Consider the following 19,040-nt stretch of genomic DNA (forward strand, 5'->3'; position numbering starts at 1 on the left):
AGGCCATGACGCTTTTCACGACCGACTACCTGGAGTACTACCTCACCCTCGTGTCCTGGATCGTCAACAACGGCATCTGGGCCGTGCTGGTGTCCAGCGGGGTGTTTGCGCTGCCCTTTGTGGCGATCGTCATCCAGGAATGGCTCAAGGCCAGAGCGGAGGGCGCCGACGAAGGCAACAAGGGCGTGCTCTCGGCGGCGCGCATCGAGAACCGAGTATTTGTGGCCATCGTGGTCGTGATGTTCGCCGGCATTCCGTTCATCGACGTCGACCTCAGCACTATCCAGTACGACAGCTCGCGCTCGGCGCAGTGCCAGGTCAGCGTGCCACAGCCTGCGCAAACTGGCTGGTCGCAGTCCTTCAGCACCATCAACAACCAGTCGGCGAAGGTTCCGGTCTGGTGGGCGTTCATGCACGCGCTTTCGCGCGCCGTCACGAGCGCTTCGGTGGCTGCGATCCCGTGCGGCACAGATCTGAGGCAGATGCGTATGGAGATCGATGCGACCCGTATCGACGACCCGGTGCTGGCTCAGGAAGTGGCGGATTTCTCTCGGGACTGCTATGGACCGGCGCGCGCCAAGCTGTTCATGCAGCGCCCGGATCTCGATGAGCAGCAGATGCACGACGTGACCTGGATCGGCTCGCGCTTTTTCACGGACACAGGTGGCTACTACGACAGCTACCGCTCCAGTACGGCGCGAGAGGCATGGCCCTATGACGACACCCGCGATGCTGGGCTCGCGCAGGTTACCAATGGTGGCGGCTACCCGACCTGCAAGCAGTGGTGGTCCGACGGCAGTAACGGACTGCGCGCGCGGCTGCTGGGGCAAGTGGACCCGAGCCTGCTGAATCGCCTGGCGGGCTGGGCTGGATTCCTGAGCCGGGCCGAGGTGGACGACTCCGTGATCCGCGCCATCGCGTCACCGCGGCAGCAGAAATTGAACCAAGGCAGCGTCTATACGGACTACGGCGGTCAGATCGACAAGACGTTGCCCAATGTCGTCAACCGTGCCACCAGCGATGTTGGCTTGGCGGTTGGGGCTCTCGCCGCCTTCCCGGCAATGGACGTAGTGCGCCAAGCACTGCCCATGGTGCTCGCGCTGCTCAAGATGGCGCTCGTGATCTGCATTCCGCTAGTGCTGGTCGTTGGCACCTATGACCTGAAGATGGTCGTCACCGTCAGCACCGTCCAGTTCGCGCTGTTCTTCACGGACTTCTGGTTTCAGCTCGCACGCTGGATCGACAGCACCATCCTCGATGCGCTCTACGGGTGGGGCTTTGGCTGGAACCGGCCGCATACCAACTTCGACCCGCTGGTGGGGCTGAACAATGCCTTCGGCGACATGCTTTTGATGTTCGTCACCGGCACGATGTTCTTGGTCCTGCCGACTTTCTGGGTGGCAGCTCTTGGGTGGGTCGGAGTAAAAGCCGGGGTAATCGCTCAGAACCTGGCTGTCGGTTCCAAGGAAGCACGCGATAGCGCGGGATCAGGCGTGAACAAGGTTACCGGCAAGGTGCTTTGATCGGTCGCCCATTTCAGTCGTTGAACGGATCGTTCGGGTCGTGCGGATCGATCCGCTGACCGCTGGACGAATACAGGCCAAAGCCTGCCTCGCCGTTTCGCAGTTCGTCCGGTTGCGTCCAGCGATCATCATCGACCGTCGAATTGCTGGCCGTCCATGCTGCGGCAACCCCAACCAGAAGCACCAACGCCAGCCAGAACGCGGCGTAGAACAGCAATCCCAGCGCGACCAGCTTCACTACCCATACGAGCACGGTGGCCCCGGCAAGCGGCATCCCCTTGGAGGCGAGCCAACACGACAACCTTCGCTCGCCGCGCGCATAGGCGCGCCATCCACGGCCAACGCTGCGGCCGAGGCGTTCTGCGGTGCTGATGCGGGTTGTCGTGTTCATGGTCGTCTCCTGCTACATGAGGAATGCCTATTCCAGTTTGCTCCAATCCTGCTTGCTTGCCTGCACCAATACGTTCCAATCGTCTGGCGGATTTCCACGTCCGAGCATTTTCTCGAACACGGCATAGGGATCTGACTTGCTCCCCGAAGACCGCAAGGTCTGCTCATCATTGACCCAGGCGTACACGATGACCTTGGCCTTCGAGTCGTACCGGAAGAACAACCGGAACCGCCTTCCGATCTTGGCCCGTCGCCAGTGCCGGTGGGCGGGCCCCAGGGTGTTGCCCTGGCGGTACTCGTCGCGTGCCGGATCACCGGGCACCACATCTAATATCAACTGATTCAAGGCCCTGAAGAGCTTGACGTTGGCGTTGGACTCGAAGCCCTCCGGGTCGTTCTCTTGCGCGCGCCGTGCGGCTCCGTGCAGTTTTTGCAACTGCTCGATCACACAGTCGTGGAACAGCAATGCCCAGCCATGCCGTTGCATCAGAGTTCCACTTCGCCGTCGATCTCCTCGCCCAGGTTCACGCTATGACCTGCATGCTCCAGCATGGCACGAGCCAAGTCCTCGGGCAGGCCCTGGACATTCCGACCAGCCTCGATGTCGCGGGCCAGCAGGCTCAGGAACGCGCCGATGGCGGGGTCCTCGTGCTCGGCGTCAACGCGGGTGACAACGACTTCGCTGCCCCGCAGGTCGAACGCGAGCTTGCCGCCGGCATCGACACCGAGCGCCTGCCGGATGGGCTTGGGCAGCGTGATCTGGCCTTTGGACGTCAGCGTGGCAACTTCATGAATGGCAGGCATGGTGGTTCTCCTGATAGCGACACCACTATGGTAAGGAAATTTCCTTACCGTGTCAATGTTAGCCCTCATGATGCTCTCCAGAGTCCAAGAATCGGGCCATCGTATGGGGGGGAACAGCGAGCCTTCACGCACCAATCCGGCTCGCTGCAACCCGCATTGGTGGTGGACGGCAAGCGCACGCCGCCCTATATCCAAATGGTTAAAGGCCAAAGGGCCGAAAGGGCAATGGAAGGGGCTGCAAGGGGAAAGGCCCTACCTCGAAAAGGCAAAAGGCCTCCCGGTCGGCCCGCCACTAGGACACCCACATGCTCTCTCTGTTCCAGCGAAAACGGCCCGTGGTCGCTTCTGCTCCGTCGCCAGCGCCCTCCAACGACCTCCCGAAAGGGCGGCTGCGGCCCGAGTCGGCCGCCTCGCTGCTGGCGACACCGCGCCGGCAGAAGCTACTGGAACACATCTGGCAGCGCACGTCGCTGTCGCGCAAGCAGTTCGCCACCCTCTATCGCGCACCGCTGGAGCGCTACGCCGAGCTGGTCCAGCGGTTTCCCGCCTCGGAGGCCCATCACCATGCGTACCCCGGCGGCATGCTGGACCACGGACTGGAGATCGTTGCCTACGCCCTCAAGCTGCGTCAATCGCACCTGCTCCCGGCCGGCAGCACCCCGGAGGACCAGGCCGCGCAATCCGAAGCCTGGACCGCCGCCGTCGCCTACGCGGCCTTGCTGCACGACGTCGGCAAGCTCGCCGTCGATCTCCACGTCGAGCTGGCCGACGGCAGCACGTGGCACCCTTGGCACGGCCCCCTGCGCCAGCCGTACCGCTTCCGCTACCGCGAGGACCGCGAGTACCGCCTCCATAGCGCCGCAACGGGCTTGCTCTACCGCCAACTGCTGGACGCCCAGCTTCTGGACTGGCTCAGTGGCTACCCCGCCCTTTGGGGGCCGTTGCTCTACGTCCTGGCTGGCCAGTACGAGCACGCCGGGGTGCTGGGCGAGCTGGTCGTGCAGGCCGACCGCGCCTCCGTCGCCCAAGAGCTGGGCGGCGATCCGGCGCGCGCCATGGCCGCGCCCAAGCATGCGCTACAGCGCAAACTGCTGGACGGGTTGCGCTATCTGCTCAAGGAAGAGTTGAAGCTGAACCAGCCCGAGGCCTCTGATGGCTGGCTCACCGAGGACGCACTATGGCTGGTGAGCAAGACGGTTTCCGACAAGCTGCGCGCGCATCTGCTGTCCCAAGGTATTGACGGCATTCCCGCGAACAACACCGCCGTGTTCAACGTGCTGCAGGATCACGGCATGTTGCATCCCACGACGGACGGCAAAGCAGTCTGGCGCGCGACCGTGACCAGCGCGACCGGGTGGTCCCACTCGTTCACTCTGTTGCGCCTCGCTCCCGCGCTGATATGGGAACCAGGCGAACGGCCCGTTCCTTTCGCTGGGACGGTGGCGATCGACGCCGTACCCAACGATAAGTCGGTCGCCCAGCCGGCAGCCGTCGCGGAAACGACCCAGGAAGGCCAAGAAGCGCCACCATGGGAAAGCAGCAGCGTCGCGGTACCGTCGCCCGCGACTCAAACAGTACCCGACGTGTTGGAGGACATGCTGGCGATGGTGGGAATGGGCAATTCGTCCGGCACGCAGCAGGATGAGGAGGCCACCTCGCATGCGGCCGACGCAACACCATCCGAAGCCCCTATGCCAGCGATGGCTGCAGCTTCACCACCATCGCCTGTGCCCCCGGCTGCGCCATCGTCCGCTACTGCGCAGCCATCCGGCGAGCATTTCATGGCATGGCTGAAGCAGGGAATCGTTTCGCGCCGGCTCATCATCAATGATGCGAAAGCGCTCGTGCATACCGTGAGCGACACGGCTTACCTGGTCAGCCCAGGCGTGTTCCAGCGATACGCACGAGAGCACCCGCAGGTAGGCATGCTTGCTAAGCAAGAGAGCCAGCAGGATTGGCAATGGGTGCAAAAGCGTTTCGAGAAATTGCAGTTGCACCGCAAACACATCAATGGCCTAAACGTCTGGGCGTGCTCCGTTACAGGATCGCGCAAGTCACGCCAGTTGCACGGCTATCTCCTTCGTGATCCGCTGCCCTTATTCGGCAAAGTACCGCCGAATAATCCTTACTTGTCAATCTTGCAAAGCATTTAGCGCGCAACAAGGAACAAATACGGTCTGCAACCCATGGAAGCGAATGAGATAAAGCAGCGGGTCAGACGAGGAATAGATATCTTCATGAAAATATATGGGAAGCACGATGAGGATTAACCATTTCCTGCGCACTGTTTCACCGTCCAACAGGCCTAGCTGACTAATGTGCTGGGCCAGGGGTATTTGTTGATTGTGCGACCGACGCACGAGTGTTGGTTCAGGGCGATGGATACGTCGGCTGAGCACGTCGAAGCAGTGTTCTGTCGGTTCACGGTTGAGCCGACGGCAGGCCGGTGCTCTCAATTTTTTTTGACCATTTTCACGACTTGAGCCGGCGTTATGCCGTCCTCGATGACGGCATGGAATTCAGCCTGGTGCCTTGGCGACCGGTGATTGAACAGCGGCTGGGGCAGCGGATCGTCGCGACGGCGCGTGGTGGCGGTGTGTCGTGGAAGATCGGGCGGCAGCGATCCTCCCAATCGTAGATACTTGGCTTGCTTAGTCTCGGCGTTTTTTATTTAGGCTCTGGTCTTGTAAAACGGCTGGGGGATTTGCCGAATAGCTGTTTAAAGGCATGAGTAAATGCCGAAGGCGTGGAATAGCCAATTGTTAATGCCACCTCTGTCACTGTAATGTCTGACCTCAACATTTCAAGCGAGCCAAGAAGCCGCATGCGTTGTCGCCATGTGTGATACGGCAAACCCGTAGCCCGCAGGAAATGTCGAGTAAATGTACGTGACGACATGCGAGCAAGACCTGCGGACTCATCGAGTGTATGGGCTAGATGTGGGGCGCTCTGAATTGTCAAGCAAACTTCAAGTAGTCTAGGTTCAGTAGGGAACGGCAGATTAAACGGGGCATCCGGCAGCGATTGCAACGAATCTAGCAGCACTTTAACCTTTCGTCCGTCTGCACCGTCTTCATCATACTTAACAGGTATAGATGTACAGCCGTGATGGATGAATGCACGGACAAACTCATCCACCATTACCACCCGTGGCTCTTGATCTTGTATGGCTACAGCAGTTGGTTCGATATACAAACTTTCCAACTCGACCTCTTCGCCAATCCATAGGGTATGAACACAGCCAGGAGGTATCCACACTCCGTAGTCGGGCGGCAATGTCAATGTAGTCGCCCCCGCTTGCACCTGCATCAGGCCATTTCGGGCGAATAGAAATTGCCACCAGACATGCTCGTGGCCCTGGACACAGGTTCCCCCCTTGAGGCTATATGCACGAAAATACACATGCCGAGGCAACTCCTTCAGCGAAGAGGTGCAGGCAAGACACCAATCCCGATTGTGGATTCTAGCCATCACGATCTAATCTCCGTTGGCAGCTACTCGATATATGTTGGCATTGTATCGAAAGCGCGCCTGGGATGCGACCGATATCCTATCGTTATTTAGTGCTAGGAATTAATCGCATGAAATATAAGCTGTTGCTGCCCTGGTTGATGGTGTTTGGTGCAGGCCTTTGCCTGCGTACCGGTATCTCGTCACTTTCCCCGGTGCTTGATAAAATCCAGCAGGAACTTGTCATCAGCAGTAGCTCCCTGGGCCTGTTGACTGCCATCCCGGTTGTCTGCATGGGTGTGTTGTCACCGCTCGGCCATGCCTTCGATCGCCATCTTGGTCTAAAAAAGTCCATGATTGTGGCGCTCGCCGTGCTAACGATAGGCTTGGCACTTCGCCTTCATGCAGAAACTTATGGCCTTCTCCTTCTGACCGCAGCATTGGTCGGTGTTGGTGACGCCATCATTCGGCCACTGTTGAGCGGCTTCATTAAAGAGACCTTTCACAATAAAACACATGCGGCTATGGGGCTGTATGCCACAGCAATGGGTGTCGGTTCTGCCGCTGCTGCATACGCAACACCATTCCTGTCTAGCGGCACTGAGAGTTGGCAAGGCGGCCTAGCATTTTGGGCAATCCCTGCGGCTGTAGCCGGCGTGTTGTGGGCCATGTGGCCAGGTGCTGCACATGAAGCTGCCCATGTGCAACATGGGCACAAGCATGGGCTAAATCGGCTGGAAGTAGCGGCATTGACGCTGTTCTTCGGTTTGCAGGCCGGCATCAACTACACGATTGTTGCGTGGCTGCCTAGCCTGTACCTTGCCTCGGGATTCTCCCAGCACGCGAGCAGCGCATTGATCGCACTGTTCCTAATACTACAGACATCGACTAGCCTGTTTTTTCCTGTTGTCATGCGAACCCTGCGTGCGGGCGTTGCCGGTGCAATGGTCACTTTCACCGCCTTGGCTATCGCTGGCTTCTTTATGCTGTGGTGGCTTCCACAGACAGTTTGGGGAGCGGCCGTGCTTCTTGGCGTTGCGACAGGTGGCTTATTCCCAATTGCGTTGCTTCTCCCGCTTGAATTTTCTTCGTCCCGCAGTGAAGCAACACGCCTAAGTGGCTTGACACAATCTGGGGGCTACCTGATAGCTGGTGTAACGCCGTGGATTGCCGGTATAGCGGCGGATCATATGGGCGCTGTCCGTGGTATTGCGTCGCAGAGCCTGCTTATGGGTATCGTGCTGATCGTCGTGGTCGGACAGGTGCGAGCATCCTATCGTCGCCATACAAAATACATCCGTGAAAAAGCGTAGGTGCCACTATAGAACTGCGGTATTTGCGCTGCTTTCTAGCTGTAGCCGAAAGACTGCATTTCGCGCAAGCGGCCGAACGACTGCACATCGAACAGTCGCCGCTGTCGCGTGCAATCAAGGAACTAGAGGACGAACCGGGCGCACAGTTATTCATTCATACCAGCCGCACCACGGCCTGTTGCCGCAGCAGTTATTAGGCAAGTCGTTGGCAGTCGATTCATCTTCGGTGACGAGGCTGTTAGATCGGCTTGAGAAGAAGGGCATGAGCCAGAGAGCGGCGCAAGAGCGCGCCGATCGCCCGCACGATCGAAGAGTGATCGAAATTGTTCTGACTGAGCGCGGAAACAAGGCGATAGACGAGTTGAAGTCTCATTGGCGCTCCGCGCTTGCGGAATTGACGGAGGCGCTCAAACAAAGCGAGATACATGCCTTATTGCGCCTGCCGCAATTGTGCAATCAGGACGCGCTTCAACTTGACCTCGATAGCAAACCGTTGTCCCTCACAGAACCACGGCCGTGAAACGGGAATCGGGGCCGCTTCATGGTGCTATATACATGGGCACGTAGCCTCACAGCTCATCGCTCCCTGAACAAGGGCGTGGTCAATTGACGGCTTACGATTCGTTCGATGTCACGCAAAGGGTGCTCGCCTGACAACGCCGCCTGCGAGGGCTTCTTCGGCAGGCTGAAGACGGAAATGTTCTACCCTCGAGACGGGAAAGCCGCGAGCATCGAGCAGTTCACCCAGGCCCTGGACGCATACATCCGCTGGTACAACGAGAAACGGATCAAGATCTCACTGGGCGCTCTCAGCCCTGTTGAATATCGCAAGAGCCTGGGGCTCATGGCATAACCAGTCCAAGAAATCCGCCGCACCCCCGGTGGCTCAGATTTACTTCGGCGCGGACACTTTGGGCAAGGACAACGCAAGATGCGCTACGACTTCATTCCCACGGCCGTTTTCACGGACCCCAGCATCGGAACCGTGGGATACAGCGAGGCGCAGGCGCGCGAAGAATTCGGGGAAGTGGCGGTGTATCGAAGCGCGTTCAGGCCGCTCAAGCACACTCTGTCGGGCAGCACCGAGCGCGCCCTGGTCAAGTTGGTGGTAGATACCGCCAGCGACCGCGTCGTAGGCCTGCATATTGTTGGCCAGGACGCAGGCGAGATTGTGCAGGGGTTCGCAGTGGCCATAAAGGCCGGGGCTACCAAAGCCGTATTTGACAGCACTATCGGCATCCATCCGACTTTGGCTGAAGAGATCGTGACACTGCGCAATCCGGTCGCGAGTCCGGCAAGCGCCCTTGACATTTAACCTGCCGGCACTCGCACCTGAGCCGAGCTCACGCTCGAGCTGGCGCAAGAGCGTCGCCCGCAGCACTCACTTGGAGGCCGCGACGCGACCCCGATGCAGACCTACTAGGCGGCGCACGCATTTTTCTGACGCCGTTATCGCTCGTTTGCAGCGCTGCGAGCACCGGGCTGGAGTCGTGCTACGGTCTCCGACCAATCCGGTATGAGCGCGGCGAAATGCCGAACATCCGCTTGAATGCGCGGCTGAAGTAGGCGTTATTCCAGAAACCCCATCGCATCGCGATCCCGGCCACGGACAGCGACGAGTGCATCGCATTGCCGAGGTCCTCTTTGCACCGCAGAAGACGCCGATGGGTGACGTAGGTCGACACTCCCAGTTCCTCGGCGCTGAAGAGCCCATGCAGCGTGCGTACCGACATTCCGTTGGCCGATGCAATCGCATGCGGGTCGAGCCTCGGGTTGGCCAGGTTCAACTCAATGTACGATTTCACCCTGAGCAGCCGGAGTTCGCGCTCGTTGGCCTCATCGGTTCGAAGCTCGAGCAACTCGGAAACCATCGAGGTTGCCAGATGGACTGCGACGCTGCCAAGCGATGTCCTGGCAATCACTCCGGAAGACGTATGGCCGCTGCGGACCTCCTCGATCAAGGACGCCAGCAACTTACCCGCGCCTGACACTGCGTCGAACGGCCTGCCCGCAACATCCGAAAGCCTGCTCCCAGCAAACGCAAGACTTGCGTGCGGCAACTGCAGCACATGCAGGTCGAAGTCCTCGTCGAACTCAAGCTCGAAGGGATAGTTCGAGTCGTAGAGCACGAACTGCATCGGTGCAACCTGGACAGTTCGGCCGTGCTGGCTGACTTTCCATCGGGCTTTGGGCGCAAAGCCGAACATCAGGCATTCATCGCTCGACAGGCGGATCAGTGCGCTGGTTCTCGCCACGCGCTGTGGCGAAGCGCGAACAACCGTAAGCTCCGCCTCGCCCAGTCGCTCGTTGTGCAGGCTTGCTCGGAACTCGCCTGCACGGGGAGGCTGCACGCTCGACGGGATGAACGTACTCGAAACGACCTCGTTCCAGTACGGGAGGCGATCCGCCATCGCCATCCCGTCCGTGGTGAAGCAGGAGCTCGTCTGCATATTGCACTCCAGGACAAGAAACGCTGCGCTAGGAGGAAAACTTTTGTGGCTTTTGCATCCTACATTGCGATGCCCGCAGCGACACATAGGTCTTGCACGGGGTCCCGCATGTCCGTCGGGCGCCTGAACGCAGACACATGCCGAAGTGCAGAGGCATCGGCGTCAGTCGTAGCGAAAACGGCAAATAGGACGAACTACCACGAGAGGAAGACATGAAGATCGAGCCGGGACTGGCCATCGCGACTGCGGCAACGCAGTATGCCGAACGCACCGCACTGGTGACGGACGACGGACAGGAAACATACTTTGAACTCAACAGGCAGGCGAACAAGGCTGGTTCCGCAATCGCTGATCGACTAAAAATCCCGCGGGGCAGCGCCATCGGGGTTTTGTCGTACAACCGAAGGGAAATTGTTCACTGCTGGCTCGGTTTCGACAAGTTCGGATTTCCTCGCGTCGCCTTGCATGCGCATCTCCCGATCCAGACTCACATCGCGACTTTACGTGCCGCGAAGGCGCGGGTTCTGGTGTTCGATGTGCGGTTCGCGCAGGCGATCGCCGAGCATCTCGACGCGCTCAAGGCCCTCCATCTGGTCGGCATCGGTGCAGAACACGAGGTGCCTGGATGGGCGACTCCCTTTGCCACTCTGCTAGATCAAGCGAGTGACGAGGAGCCGCACTTCGAGGTGGACGATGACGCTCCCTACTATCTTCAGCCGACGAGCGGCACTACTGGCATGCCCAAGCTCTGGGAAATGTCCCACCGCGCATGGCTGGCGATGGTCTCGCAGAATCTGGAGCACCTGGACTCCTTTGGTCCCAACGCGGGCTCTCTCTCCAAGGACGACGTGTGCCTGCATTTCCATTCTCTGCAATGGTGCAGCGGTGCACACAATCTCTACCCGCACCTCGTCCGGGGAGCCCGGAACGTGATACTGGACGACGAGCGGTTCGATCCAGGGAGGGTGGTCGATGCAATCGTGCGACACGGGGTCACCAATGCCTTCGTGCCAGGCCCCCTGCTACCTCAGCTCCTCGACGAAATCGAATCGCGCGGCGGCATCGAGCACTGCCTGCGCAGGCTGATCGTCTTCTTTGCCACGCCCGAGCTGCTGCAACGGACCAGCCGGTTGCTGGGCGACGTGTGGTGCCATGCGTACGGTGTCACTGAGATGGGAGGCGTCGCGACGCGGTTGCTGTGGAGCGATGTAGAGGACGATGAACGCCGCTGGGGAAGCATCGGCCGACCCGCGTCGTTCCTATTTCAGCTGGACGTCGTCAATGATCTCGGCGAACGGCAGGCGCCGGGCGAAGTTGGCGAGATCCGCGCACGCAGTCCAATGTCTCGCGGTCGTTACGTAGACCGGCTGGATCTTTCAGCACTCGACGCCAATGACTGGTTCAAACCCCGCGATTTGGCCTACATGGACGAGTGTGGTTTCGCCTACTACGTCGATCGCTGCACCGACGTCATCAACATCAACGGCCGCACCGTCTACCCACATACGGTCGAAGAACAGATCCTTGCGCACCCGAGCGTGCGGCAGTGCGGCGTCGTCGCGGTGCGCATCGGCGGGGTGGATCGCCTGGTGGCGGGCGTCGCGCTGCGTCCCGGCGCCGAATCCGGCGACGCCATGGCAGCCGAAATCCGTCTTGCCGGTTGTAAGAGACTAAAGCCCCACGAGACACTGCACGCCGTGTTCATCCTGGACGAGCTGCCGACCGTGCTCTCCGGCGCGAAGGTTAGACGCGCCGACCTGCAGGCGCAGCTCACGGCACGGCATGCGGGTTGACATGCAGCTGATCGCAGGACAGCTCACCCACCATGGATTGATGCGCGCAGGCCACCAGCGCATCCTCTCTAGAGTTGATGGCAGCGGAAAGACGGGTTTCGAACTGGCTGCGGTCGTGGCTGCATTGGCTGGCAATCTGGCAGAGCGTGGCCTGCGCCGGAAGCGCATCGGCCTTTGGTATTCGAACAGCATCGCTGCCGTCGAAGCATTTCTCGCCGTGGAGTGGCTGGGGGCGGTCCGCGTAGCCGCCGATCCCGCCCTAGCGGTGGACGAAGCGCGCAAGCTCTTTCTGGCGGCAGGGGTCGACCGCATCGTCGCCGATCCGGAGCACGCAGATCTGCTCGGAGGCGATGCGCTGGTGCACAGCGACGCAACGCCACTGGAGGGGACGGCTCTCTCGCCCGGTGAGTGGGTTCGCGACGAACCTGCCGTCGTCTACCCAAGGCAGATCACAAACGGCGAGCTGGTGGCTGTCACGATGTCGTACCGGAACTGGGCTGCATCGCTGACGACGAGCATGCGTCTATTCATGACGGGCGCATACGGCGCTCCCGTTAGCGGCGACGACCACTTTCTTACGACCCAGCAGATCATTCATGGGACTTGTCAGATCGGGACATTTCCTTTCATCGCCATGGGCCTGCCGCAAGTCGTACTCCCTCGCTTCGATGTCGCCACCGTCTTGCGGGCGATCTCGGATCACAAAGTGACTTCCGTGGTGTTGATCTCAGAAATGGTCAAGCGGATCAGTGCCGCTGAAGGCGTGGACATGTACCCGCTGCACCGTCTTCGTCGGGTCGTCTATGGCGGTGCACCTCTGGGCGTCGATGAGTTGCAGATAGCGATCGATGCGTTCGGGCCTTCGCTGCACCAGATCTATGGTCGCATGGAAGCAGGCTGGCCCTTGTCGATCCTGCGTGGGGACGAGCTTTGCCACGACGGCAGATTGCGCGAAGACCGAATGAACAGCTGCGGACGCCCGATCGCCGGCATCGAAGTCACCGTCGGCGGACATCATGACGGCCCAGCCGAAGGGGAACTGTGCGTTCGTGCCGATACCGTCGTCAAGGAGTTCGCCGACAACGACGGCTGGTGCCACACAGGCGACATCGTCCGTCGAGACGGCGACGGGTTCCTGTTCCATTTGGGACGATCTGATCGCCAGATCAATTGCGCTGGATACCACATCTATCCCGAGGAGATCGAAGAGGCTCTCATGGCAATTCCCGGGATTCGTCAGGCACGCGTTACAGGCGAGGACATGCCACCTTGGGGCATCACGCTGGTTGCTGAACTGGTGACCGAGGACTCGCAAGCCTCCGACGAGGAATGGACGCAGCGCATTCGCGCCGAACTCGGGATGCGCCTTGCCAAATTCAAGGTCCCCCGCGTTGTTCGAGTGCTCTCCGCCTGATCAACGCCAGCCGCGGCTGTAGCGGAACTCCATTTACTTCAGATAGGACATCTAGATGACAACTTCTGAAATTGCCAAGTACAAGGTCGCCGCCGTTCAGGCGGCCCCAGAGTTTCTTAATTTGGACAAGGGCGTCGAGAAGGCGGTCCGCCTTATTGAAGAAGCCGCGAAAAACGGCGCCAAGCTGATTGCGTTTCCCGAGGTCTGGCTTCCGGGGTACCCGTGGTGGATCTGGCTCGACTCGCCTGCATGGGGCATGCAGTTTGTCCAGAGGCATTTCGAGAATGCCCTGTTGGTGGGAAGTCCGCAGTGGGAACGCCTATGCGCTGCTGCTGCCGAGCACAGGATATTCGTTGTCCTCGGGTTCTGCGAGCGTCAGGACGGTACGCTGTACATTGCTCAAGCCATCATCGACGATGAAGGGCGAGTCGTGAGCACCCGTCGAAAGCTCAAGCCAACGCATGCCGAAAGGACTGTCTACGGCGAGGGCGATGGAAGCCATCTTTCGGTGCATCAAACGAGCATCGGCCGCATTGGCGCACTGTCTTGCGCCGAGCACATTCAACCGCTCAGCAAGTACGCCATGTATTCGCAGAATGAGCAGATCCATGTGGCGGCTTGGCCGAGCTTTTCAGTCTACAGAGGGGCAGCCTTTCAGCTGAGCCCGGAAGCCAATCTGGCTGCAAGCCAAGTGTATGCGCTCGAGGGCGGCTGCTATGTGCTGGCTCCTTGCGCGTTGGTGTCCAAGGAAATGCTGGAGATGCTGGCTGACACGCCGCAGAAACGGCAGCTGCTGCTTGAAGGTGGGGGATTCGCGCAGATCTTCGGTCCGGACGCCAAGCCGCTGTGCGAGCCGTTTCCGGAGACGCAAGAGGGCTTGCTCTACGCCGATGTAGATCTTGGCTTCATCGGCGTGGCCAAGGCGGCATATGACCCCACCGGACACTATTCCCGCCCCGATGTCGTTCGGCTGCTGTGGAATTCGAAGCCGGCGACCCGCGTTCACAGCTTCCAGGCCGACCCCACCGAATACAACACCCAAGGCGAATGAGTGAATTTACCGAGAAAGGAGACATCCGTGTCCGCGAGAACAATCTTGTCTATTCTCAAGTCCCGTCCTGCGGCCGCGGCCTTTGGCCTCGTGGCGCTTGCGCTCACCACTCAAGCACAGGTACATGCCGAGCGCATCGCACCCAATCCAGGTTCCGCCAATAGCGTCTGGATGGTCAAGAACGCCGGCGCACCGATCAACACCGAGTACCACGACGGCTGGGCCACGATCACGGGTGACGGACTGACCTTGTACTTCTCGTCGAATCGGCCAGGCGGCGTGGCGCCCGCGAACGCGGAGGACGGATGGTACATGGGCAAGGACGGCACACCAACGCGCTATAGCGTGTACGTAAGCCACCGCGCAACACGCAGTTCTCCTTGGGGCGATCCGAAGTTGCTGCCCAGGGGCGTGAACAGCGGCTATGCGGATCACAGCGCGCTCCAATCCGATGATGGTCATTGGCTGTTCTTCGCAAGCGATCGGCCCGGGGGGTGCGGTGGACTCGATCTGTATGCCAGCTACCGTAGAAACATCAGAGACGACATGGCATGGGAGCAGCCAGTCAATCTCGGTTGCGAGAACGATGGCGGGCCGAACAGTTCAGGAATCGATTCCTGCCCCAACTACGACGGAAAGGCCAACATCTACTTCACTTCTGCGAAGGATGCGAACCCGGTCAATCTCGATTTCAAGGTCACCCGCTTCGACCGACTCACCCGCAAGGCAGGCGCTGCGAGAATCCTGCCGAACAGCATCCCGGACATGGATGGTCACATTGACCCCAAGCATCGCTATGTGTGGGCGATCTACCCGGACGGCGTTGGCGGCAGCGACATCTGGCAATTTGAGGCTGGTGCGAATGCCAGGGACCCGTCGCAATGGAAGAAGCCTATCAAGCCTCTGCCCTCGCTGATCAACACCAAGTATGAAGATCAAATGCCAGCAGTCACTGGGGACGGCGAGATTCTGACTTTCGTGTCTGATCGTCCTGGTGGCAAGGGCGGCCTGGACATCTATGAAGTCGTTCGCGCGCGCGAAGACCGCAGAACGGCAAAATAAGAGCGAACCAAGACCCCGCGAGGCCAGTGCCGCGCTGCGCGGGTAAGCGGCAATGCTTCCGAGTTGCTCAGCGAGGCGGCGCCGCGGAACTTCCCGTGCTAGACGTCGTGCGTAGCGCCTTGCCGCCATACCGCCCGCGCTGGCCGGTGCGCGCCTCCAGGTCGTCCAGCAGCGCCCGCTGCGCGGCGCTGTTGTGACGCCGCTCCAAGTATGCAGCGGAGAGCCACATACCGGTGCATCCATAGCCCCGCAACACCGCGTCAGTTCGCCTTGGTCCCTCTGCGGCTGCACCACCAGCGAGGGCACATAGATCACGCCAAAGCCATGCGCCTGGATCAGCGGCGGACCTTCGGACGCTTCCTTGCGGCTACGCACGGGCACGTCGATCGGAAATCCCTTGCCCTCGAAGCGCCATATGGGGTGCGTTCCACTGCGCGAATGGTCTGCCAACGCCTTTCCTGGAAGTGCCTCGGCTTGGGGGTGAAGCGCACGCCTCAAAGCCACCCGAAGAAATCACAGACTGCCTGCCGTTGTGCCAACGTGTCGCGCTCACCCAGCGCCATTACCTCCTGGGTGAAAGGAGCCTCGAACAACAGGTAGCTCGCCAGAGCGGAACCGCTCAGGTCACTGCTCGCGCTGGACGAACCCACGCCGCGCAACAGCGCGCGCACCGTTCGCGGCAGGTACTTCTGGTGCCGAGCCGCGATGTCGTCAATGCGCTCGCTTGGCGCGATCACCAGCGCCTTCACCGACCGCAGTGAGGTGGCCAGGCGCTGCCCCAGCGTCATCATTTCCAGGGTACGGTTGACGCGCTCCATACGCTCGATGTCCACCGCGAGCGAATCGAGAAAGACGTTCGACAGCACGTGCCCACCAACTTGAGCCAGTGTCGGGTAACCGCCATCACGCACGATTCGCCCACGCGGTTCATGCAGCCGACCGGCACCAACGATGAGCATACGCTGCGCACCGAGATGGATCGCCGGCGAGATCGGTGAGGTTTGCCGCATCGAGCCGTCGCCGTACCAGCCGGCGTGCTCCGCATGCTCGATACGCTGTGCTGGAAATACGAAGGGGATCGCCGCCGAAGCGAGCAGGTGCTCCAGCCCCAGTCGCATGGGTACGGCCAGCCGCTGCGAGCGTTCATAGCCCGTCATGTCGCCGGTGGCCTCAAAGAAGGTGAGGTGTTCGCCGCTGGTGTAGCTGGACGCGCCTAGCGCCAGCGCGTGCAGATGACGCTCGGCCAGCATGCGCGGTAGCAGTTCCAGCGGCGCCCAATGTCGCAGCAGTTCGGCCAAAGGTTCATTGTCCAGCAGCGAACGTGGCCCTTCTTTGCGCCAGCGCGCCAACATCCAGCCTACCGAAATCGCGCTCAGCCACTGTGCACCGCTGCGGGCGATACCAAGCGCATCGGTGCGATACACCTGATCAGCGCGAAAGTTTCGCCAAACTGCGGCGATTGTCTCCACGCCCGCATCAAAGGAGTCTGCCCGGCAGGCTAAAGCGGCGGCATTGATTGCACCTGCCGAAGTACCGCATAGGATGCCGAATGGGTTCGGAGCCCCGTCGCCCAGACGTTCGCGGCGCAATCTCACCAGACCCTGCAACACGCCAACCTGGTAGGCAGCGCGTGCACCGCCACCGGACAGAACGAGCGCCGTCTTCTCGGCGCTCATGGCGGGCCTAGTATGTGCCACCGCAGGCACCCGAGTATGCCCGGCCGCCTTCACCACGGGAGAGAGAAGCGCAAGGACATAAAGTTCTCACCCGGATTGGGTTTCTTGATGCCGGCATTCGAGAAGTGCTGTACACGCAAGGAAACCTCGTAGGCCTTTTCCGGCCCAAAGCGGTAGCCAATTGCCAGCACTTCCGTGAACTGGAAGGCCGTGCTGAATCGACGCTGCCCTGAGTTGTAGAGACCGTCCAAGACGCTCCCTCCCAGGCCTGCCTCAAAGAACCAAGGAGATTTCGGTCCGGCGGGCTGGTAGCGCCAAGCCATCAGGGCTCCAAGCTGGGAATAGCCGCCTGTTGTGCCATCAGCATGGTGCGACCTCCAATGGCCACCCCATAGATCCCAATGCAGGGTCAGCGGACCCGCATCACGACTGATGCCCTTGAAGAGGCCAGAAGGCACCATCACGCCCACGTTCATTGCGCGTGTTGCGTCGCCTTGCAAAGAAGTCGCTCCAGCCTGCACATACATCTTCGCGTCGACAAAGCGAGCCTGGGCCGCAGAAACAGCCGGCAGAGCACCTACGGCCGTGCCAAAGAGAATGCGCACGCCGTGTTCAATGACAGTGCCGCGATGCCCACCACCGTTGCAGGTCCTCAGTCCGGCGAGCCTATCTGTGGTTTCTGAGCAAGGTGTCATGACCCAGCGTCCCTTCATATCCTTTGTTGCGCGAGCAGCTGGGTCATCGGTCCGTCTTCGACCCAGCCTTTAGCTCCTTCACGAACTGATATAGATGCGGCAGGAACGAAGACAGAAGCGGGTTATCCTTGTTTGCCAGGATCGCCCAGGCAAACAGCTTCAACCCGACCGCAAATGCCGCCGCGTCATCTTGGCTACTGAAGTCACCTCTGCTGCGAAGGCATGTCACGACGGAGATGATGTCGTCATGATTTCCGGCCTCAAATTGCAGAGGCTTGCGATCGCTGGGGATGCCATGCGAATCAGTCAACTGCTCCACAGTTACGCGATATCGGTATTGCCTCATTTGTATGGCTCCTCATGCTGGACGAATGGCGCTATTCACCGATGTGGATCCTCGGCGTCACGGACATACCGACGCGCAAATTCGCGGCACCAGGCTGGTCGGGGTCAATGCGAATGCGCACGGGTAGGCGCTGGACGATCTTGGTGAAGTTGCCCGTGGCGTTGTGTGGCGCGACGGCCGAGTAGCTGACGCCACTGGCCGGTCCGAGGCTCTCCACGGTGCCCTTCAGTACGGCCCCCGGCAAGGCGTCCACCTTGATGTCCACCGACTGCCCTGGCTGCACACGTGCCAATTGCGTTTCGCGGAAGTTGGCCGTGATGTAGACCGCATCGAGCGGGATCACCGCCACCAGCGGCTTGCCAGCATTCACGAATGCGCCGACGCGCACTGACTTCTGACCGATGAGGCCGCTGATGGGCGCTGTGATTTGGGTATAGGAGAGCTTCAACTCCGCCGCGTCCTGCGCCGCCTGCGCTTGGGAAAGTGCAGCCTTGGCTTTTTCAAGATCGGCTTTGAGGATGTCCGTCTGTTGCCGTGCCGCTTGCAGGCCCGCGCGGTTCCTGTCTCGGCTGGCCAGCCGAATGGCCAACTGCGCCTCGGCCTGTTGGCGCGCTTGGATCGAACCTGATCCGTCTGAAGCCAGGTTCCGATAACGCCTTTGGTTGGCCTCTGCCAATTTGAGTTCTGCGTCGTCCACCGCGACTGTCGCCTGAGCCTGACGTATGGCGGTCTCCTGCTGCGCCACGCGCGCGGCAAGCCCCGCGACGCTGGCCTTCGCGGCGGCGACTTGTGCCTTTGCCGCGTCCACCGCAACGATGAAGTCTCGATCGTCGATGGCCGCAAGCAGATCCCCGGCTTTCACTGGTTGGTTTTCTTCGACCAGCACCTTGCCGATCACTCCCGACACCTGGGGGGCGACGAGGGTGAAATCGGCCTGTACATAGGCGTCGTCCGTGGATTGGGTCGATGCGCTGGATTCGGGGCGATTCAGATAAATGACACAGCCCACTGCCACTGCGAGGAGCAGCACGGCACTGGTGATCTTGGCTTTTTTCGGCATGGCCATGGCGGAA

Annotated in this window: 17 protein-coding genes and 4 pseudogenes; 12 read left to right on the forward strand and 9 right to left on the reverse strand. The window is 60.5% G+C overall.

Annotated features, from left to right (window positions below):
- Positions 1–5: 5 nt before the first annotated feature.
- A complete protein-coding gene (locus BXE_RS16095; protein WP_011489313.1) occupies positions 6–1,523 on the forward strand; it encodes a conjugal transfer protein TraG N-terminal domain-containing protein in 1,518 nt (505 codons plus the stop codon).
- Positions 1,524–1,536: 13 nt separating this feature from the next.
- Here the strand turns inward: BXE_RS16095 and BXE_RS16100 are convergent, their stop codons facing one another.
- Genes BXE_RS16100 through BXE_RS16110 form a run of 3 tightly spaced genes read right to left on the reverse strand, consistent with a single transcriptional unit; the run spans position 1,537 to position 2,717 of the window.
- Positions 1,537–1,914 (reverse strand): DUF3742 family protein, encoded by a 378-nt coding sequence (locus BXE_RS16100; protein ID WP_011489314.1) that lies wholly within the window; start codon positions 1,912–1,914, stop codon positions 1,537–1,539.
- 27 nt (positions 1,915–1,941) lie between these two features.
- Positions 1,942–2,400 carry a type II toxin-antitoxin system YhaV family toxin gene (locus BXE_RS16105; RefSeq protein ID WP_011489315.1) on the reverse strand — a complete coding sequence of 153 codons (459 nt, stop codon included), beginning with the start codon at positions 2,398–2,400 and terminating at the stop codon, positions 1,942–1,944.
- Positions 2,400–2,717 carry a type II toxin-antitoxin system PrlF family antitoxin gene (locus BXE_RS16110; RefSeq protein WP_003290252.1) on the reverse strand — a complete coding sequence of 106 codons (318 nt, stop codon included), beginning with the start codon at positions 2,715–2,717 and terminating at the stop codon, positions 2,400–2,402. Before BXE_RS16110 ends, BXE_RS16105 begins: the two co-directional genes overlap by 1 nt.
- Before the next feature lie 305 nt (positions 2,718–3,022).
- Here BXE_RS16110 and mobH point away from each other — a divergent pair, with 305 nt between their 5' ends.
- Both mobH and BXE_RS44320 read left to right on the forward strand, forming a co-directional pair.
- Positions 3,023–4,870 carry a MobH family relaxase gene (gene mobH / locus BXE_RS16115; protein ID WP_011489317.1) on the forward strand — a complete coding sequence of 616 codons (1,848 nt, stop codon included), beginning with the start codon at positions 3,023–3,025 and terminating at the stop codon, positions 4,868–4,870.
- A 278-nt stretch (positions 4,871–5,148) separates the two neighbouring features.
- Positions 5,149–5,355: pseudogene (locus BXE_RS44320) on the forward strand (DUF3363 domain-containing protein); the annotation flags it as partial.
- Positions 5,356–5,384: 29 nt separating this feature from the next.
- On the opposite strand, the gene BXE_RS44325 reads toward BXE_RS44320, so the two are convergent.
- Entirely contained in the window at positions 5,385–6,188 is an 804-nt protein-coding gene (locus BXE_RS44325) for an AraC family transcriptional regulator (RefSeq protein WP_231401737.1), read from the reverse strand.
- Between the two features lie 110 nt (positions 6,189–6,298).
- Here BXE_RS44325 and BXE_RS16120 point away from each other — a divergent pair, with 110 nt between their 5' ends.
- From BXE_RS16120 to BXE_RS16135, 5 genes and pseudogenes are all read left to right on the forward strand, one after another.
- Positions 6,299–7,480: an MFS transporter gene (locus BXE_RS16120; RefSeq protein WP_038457537.1), complete on the forward strand. Its 1,182-nt coding sequence runs from the start codon at positions 6,299–6,301 to the stop codon at positions 7,478–7,480.
- An 8-nt stretch (positions 7,481–7,488) separates the two neighbouring features.
- Positions 7,489–7,668: pseudogene (locus BXE_RS44330) on the forward strand (LysR family transcriptional regulator); the annotation flags it as partial.
- 74 nt (positions 7,669–7,742) lie between these two features.
- Positions 7,743–8,000 (forward strand): MarR family winged helix-turn-helix transcriptional regulator, encoded by a 258-nt coding sequence (locus tag BXE_RS44335; RefSeq protein WP_233518771.1) that lies wholly within the window; start codon positions 7,743–7,745, stop codon positions 7,998–8,000.
- 99 nt (positions 8,001–8,099) lie between these two features.
- Positions 8,100–8,333: pseudogene (locus BXE_RS16130) on the forward strand (IS3 family transposase); the annotation flags it as partial.
- A gap of 57 nt (positions 8,334–8,390) precedes the next feature.
- Positions 8,391–8,795, forward strand: a pseudogene (locus tag BXE_RS16135) (glutathione-disulfide reductase); the annotation flags it as partial.
- A 178-nt stretch (positions 8,796–8,973) separates the two neighbouring features.
- Here BXE_RS16135 and BXE_RS16140 read toward each other — a convergent pair.
- On the reverse strand, positions 8,974–9,930 hold the full coding sequence (locus BXE_RS16140) for a helix-turn-helix domain-containing protein (protein WP_020205777.1): 957 nt from the start codon (positions 9,928–9,930) through the stop codon (positions 8,974–8,976).
- Between the two features lie 212 nt (positions 9,931–10,142).
- On the opposite strand from BXE_RS16140, the gene BXE_RS16145 reads away from it, so the two are divergent.
- From BXE_RS16145 to BXE_RS16160, 4 genes are read left to right on the forward strand one after another with little or no spacing between them, the layout of a single operon-like run.
- Positions 10,143–11,723, forward strand: a complete 1,581-nt coding sequence (locus BXE_RS16145) for a class I adenylate-forming enzyme family protein (RefSeq protein ID WP_011489321.1) — start codon at positions 10,143–10,145, stop codon at positions 11,721–11,723.
- Between the two features lies 1 nt (position 11,724).
- Positions 11,725–13,137, forward strand: coding sequence for a class I adenylate-forming enzyme family protein (locus tag BXE_RS16150; protein ID WP_011489322.1), 1,413 nt, complete (start codon positions 11,725–11,727; stop codon positions 13,135–13,137).
- Between the two features lie 55 nt (positions 13,138–13,192).
- Positions 13,193–14,188 carry a carbon-nitrogen hydrolase family protein gene (locus tag BXE_RS16155; RefSeq protein ID WP_011489323.1) on the forward strand — a complete coding sequence of 332 codons (996 nt, stop codon included), beginning with the start codon at positions 13,193–13,195 and terminating at the stop codon, positions 14,186–14,188.
- Between the two features lie 45 nt (positions 14,189–14,233).
- Positions 14,234–15,250: a PD40 domain-containing protein gene (locus BXE_RS16160; protein WP_038457528.1), complete on the forward strand. Its 1,017-nt coding sequence runs from the start codon at positions 14,234–14,236 to the stop codon at positions 15,248–15,250.
- A gap of 494 nt (positions 15,251–15,744) precedes the next feature.
- On the opposite strand, the gene BXE_RS16165 is transcribed toward BXE_RS16160, so the two are convergent.
- The 4 genes from BXE_RS16165 to BXE_RS16180 are packed head-to-tail and all read right to left on the reverse strand — an operon-like array spanning position 15,745 to position 19,033.
- Positions 15,745–16,926 (reverse strand): patatin-like phospholipase family protein, encoded by a 1,182-nt coding sequence (locus BXE_RS16165; protein WP_038457526.1) that lies wholly within the window; start codon positions 16,924–16,926, stop codon positions 15,745–15,747.
- A gap of 50 nt (positions 16,927–16,976) precedes the next feature.
- Positions 16,977–17,639, reverse strand: a complete 663-nt coding sequence (locus BXE_RS16170; protein WP_011489326.1) for an acyloxyacyl hydrolase — start codon at positions 17,637–17,639, stop codon at positions 16,977–16,979.
- A 25-nt stretch (positions 17,640–17,664) separates the two neighbouring features.
- Positions 17,665–17,967, reverse strand: a complete 303-nt coding sequence (locus tag BXE_RS16175) for a DUF3861 domain-containing protein (protein ID WP_011489327.1) — start codon at positions 17,965–17,967, stop codon at positions 17,665–17,667.
- Between the two features lie 31 nt (positions 17,968–17,998).
- Complete coding sequence (locus tag BXE_RS16180; protein ID WP_011489328.1) at positions 17,999–19,033, reverse strand: HlyD family secretion protein; 1,035 nt, start codon at positions 19,031–19,033, stop codon at positions 17,999–18,001.
- Between the last annotated feature and the right edge of the window lie 7 nt (positions 19,034–19,040).

The sequence above is a fragment of the Paraburkholderia xenovorans LB400 genome (genome assembly GCF_000013645.1).
Lineage (GTDB): Bacteria > Pseudomonadota > Gammaproteobacteria > Burkholderiales > Burkholderiaceae > Paraburkholderia > Paraburkholderia xenovorans.

Excerpts from the sequence above, each read along its gene's own strand:
- BXE_RS16095 (WP_011489313.1), top strand. The coding sequence starts at position 6 with ATGACGCTTTTCACGACCGACTACCTGGAGTACTACCTCACCCTCGTG.
- BXE_RS44335 (WP_233518771.1), top strand. The coding sequence starts at position 7,743 with ATGAGCCAGAGAGCGGCGCAAGAGCGCGCCGATCGCCCGCACGATCGA.
- BXE_RS44325 (WP_231401737.1), bottom strand. The coding sequence starts at position 6,188 with ATGGCTAGAATCCACAATCGGGATTGGTGTCTTGCCTGCACCTCTTCG.
- BXE_RS16175 (WP_011489327.1), bottom strand. The coding sequence starts at position 17,967 with ATGAGGCAATACCGATATCGCGTAACTGTGGAGCAGTTGACTGATTCG.
- BXE_RS16140 (WP_020205777.1), bottom strand. The coding sequence starts at position 9,930 with ATGCAGACGAGCTCCTGCTTCACCACGGACGGGATGGCGATGGCGGAT.
- mobH (WP_011489317.1), top strand. The coding sequence starts at position 3,023 with ATGCTCTCTCTGTTCCAGCGAAAACGGCCCGTGGTCGCTTCTGCTCCG.
- BXE_RS16110 (WP_003290252.1), bottom strand. The coding sequence starts at position 2,717 with ATGCCTGCCATTCATGAAGTTGCCACGCTGACGTCCAAAGGCCAGATC.
- BXE_RS16100 (WP_011489314.1), bottom strand. The coding sequence starts at position 1,914 with ATGAACACGACAACCCGCATCAGCACCGCAGAACGCCTCGGCCGCAGC.
- BXE_RS16170 (WP_011489326.1), bottom strand. The coding sequence starts at position 17,639 with ATGAAGGGACGCTGGGTCATGACACCTTGCTCAGAAACCACAGATAGG.
- BXE_RS16165 (WP_038457526.1), bottom strand. The coding sequence starts at position 16,926 with ATGAGCGCCGAGAAGACGGCGCTCGTTCTGTCCGGTGGCGGTGCACGC.
- BXE_RS16150 (WP_011489322.1), top strand. The coding sequence starts at position 11,725 with ATGCAGCTGATCGCAGGACAGCTCACCCACCATGGATTGATGCGCGCA.
- BXE_RS16120 (WP_038457537.1), top strand. The coding sequence starts at position 6,299 with ATGAAATATAAGCTGTTGCTGCCCTGGTTGATGGTGTTTGGTGCAGGC.
- BXE_RS16180 (WP_011489328.1), bottom strand. The coding sequence starts at position 19,033 with ATGGCCATGCCGAAAAAAGCCAAGATCACCAGTGCCGTGCTGCTCCTC.
- BXE_RS16105 (WP_011489315.1), bottom strand. The coding sequence starts at position 2,400 with ATGCAACGGCATGGCTGGGCATTGCTGTTCCACGACTGTGTGATCGAG.
- BXE_RS16145 (WP_011489321.1), top strand. The coding sequence starts at position 10,143 with ATGAAGATCGAGCCGGGACTGGCCATCGCGACTGCGGCAACGCAGTAT.
- BXE_RS16155 (WP_011489323.1), top strand. The coding sequence starts at position 13,193 with ATGACAACTTCTGAAATTGCCAAGTACAAGGTCGCCGCCGTTCAGGCG.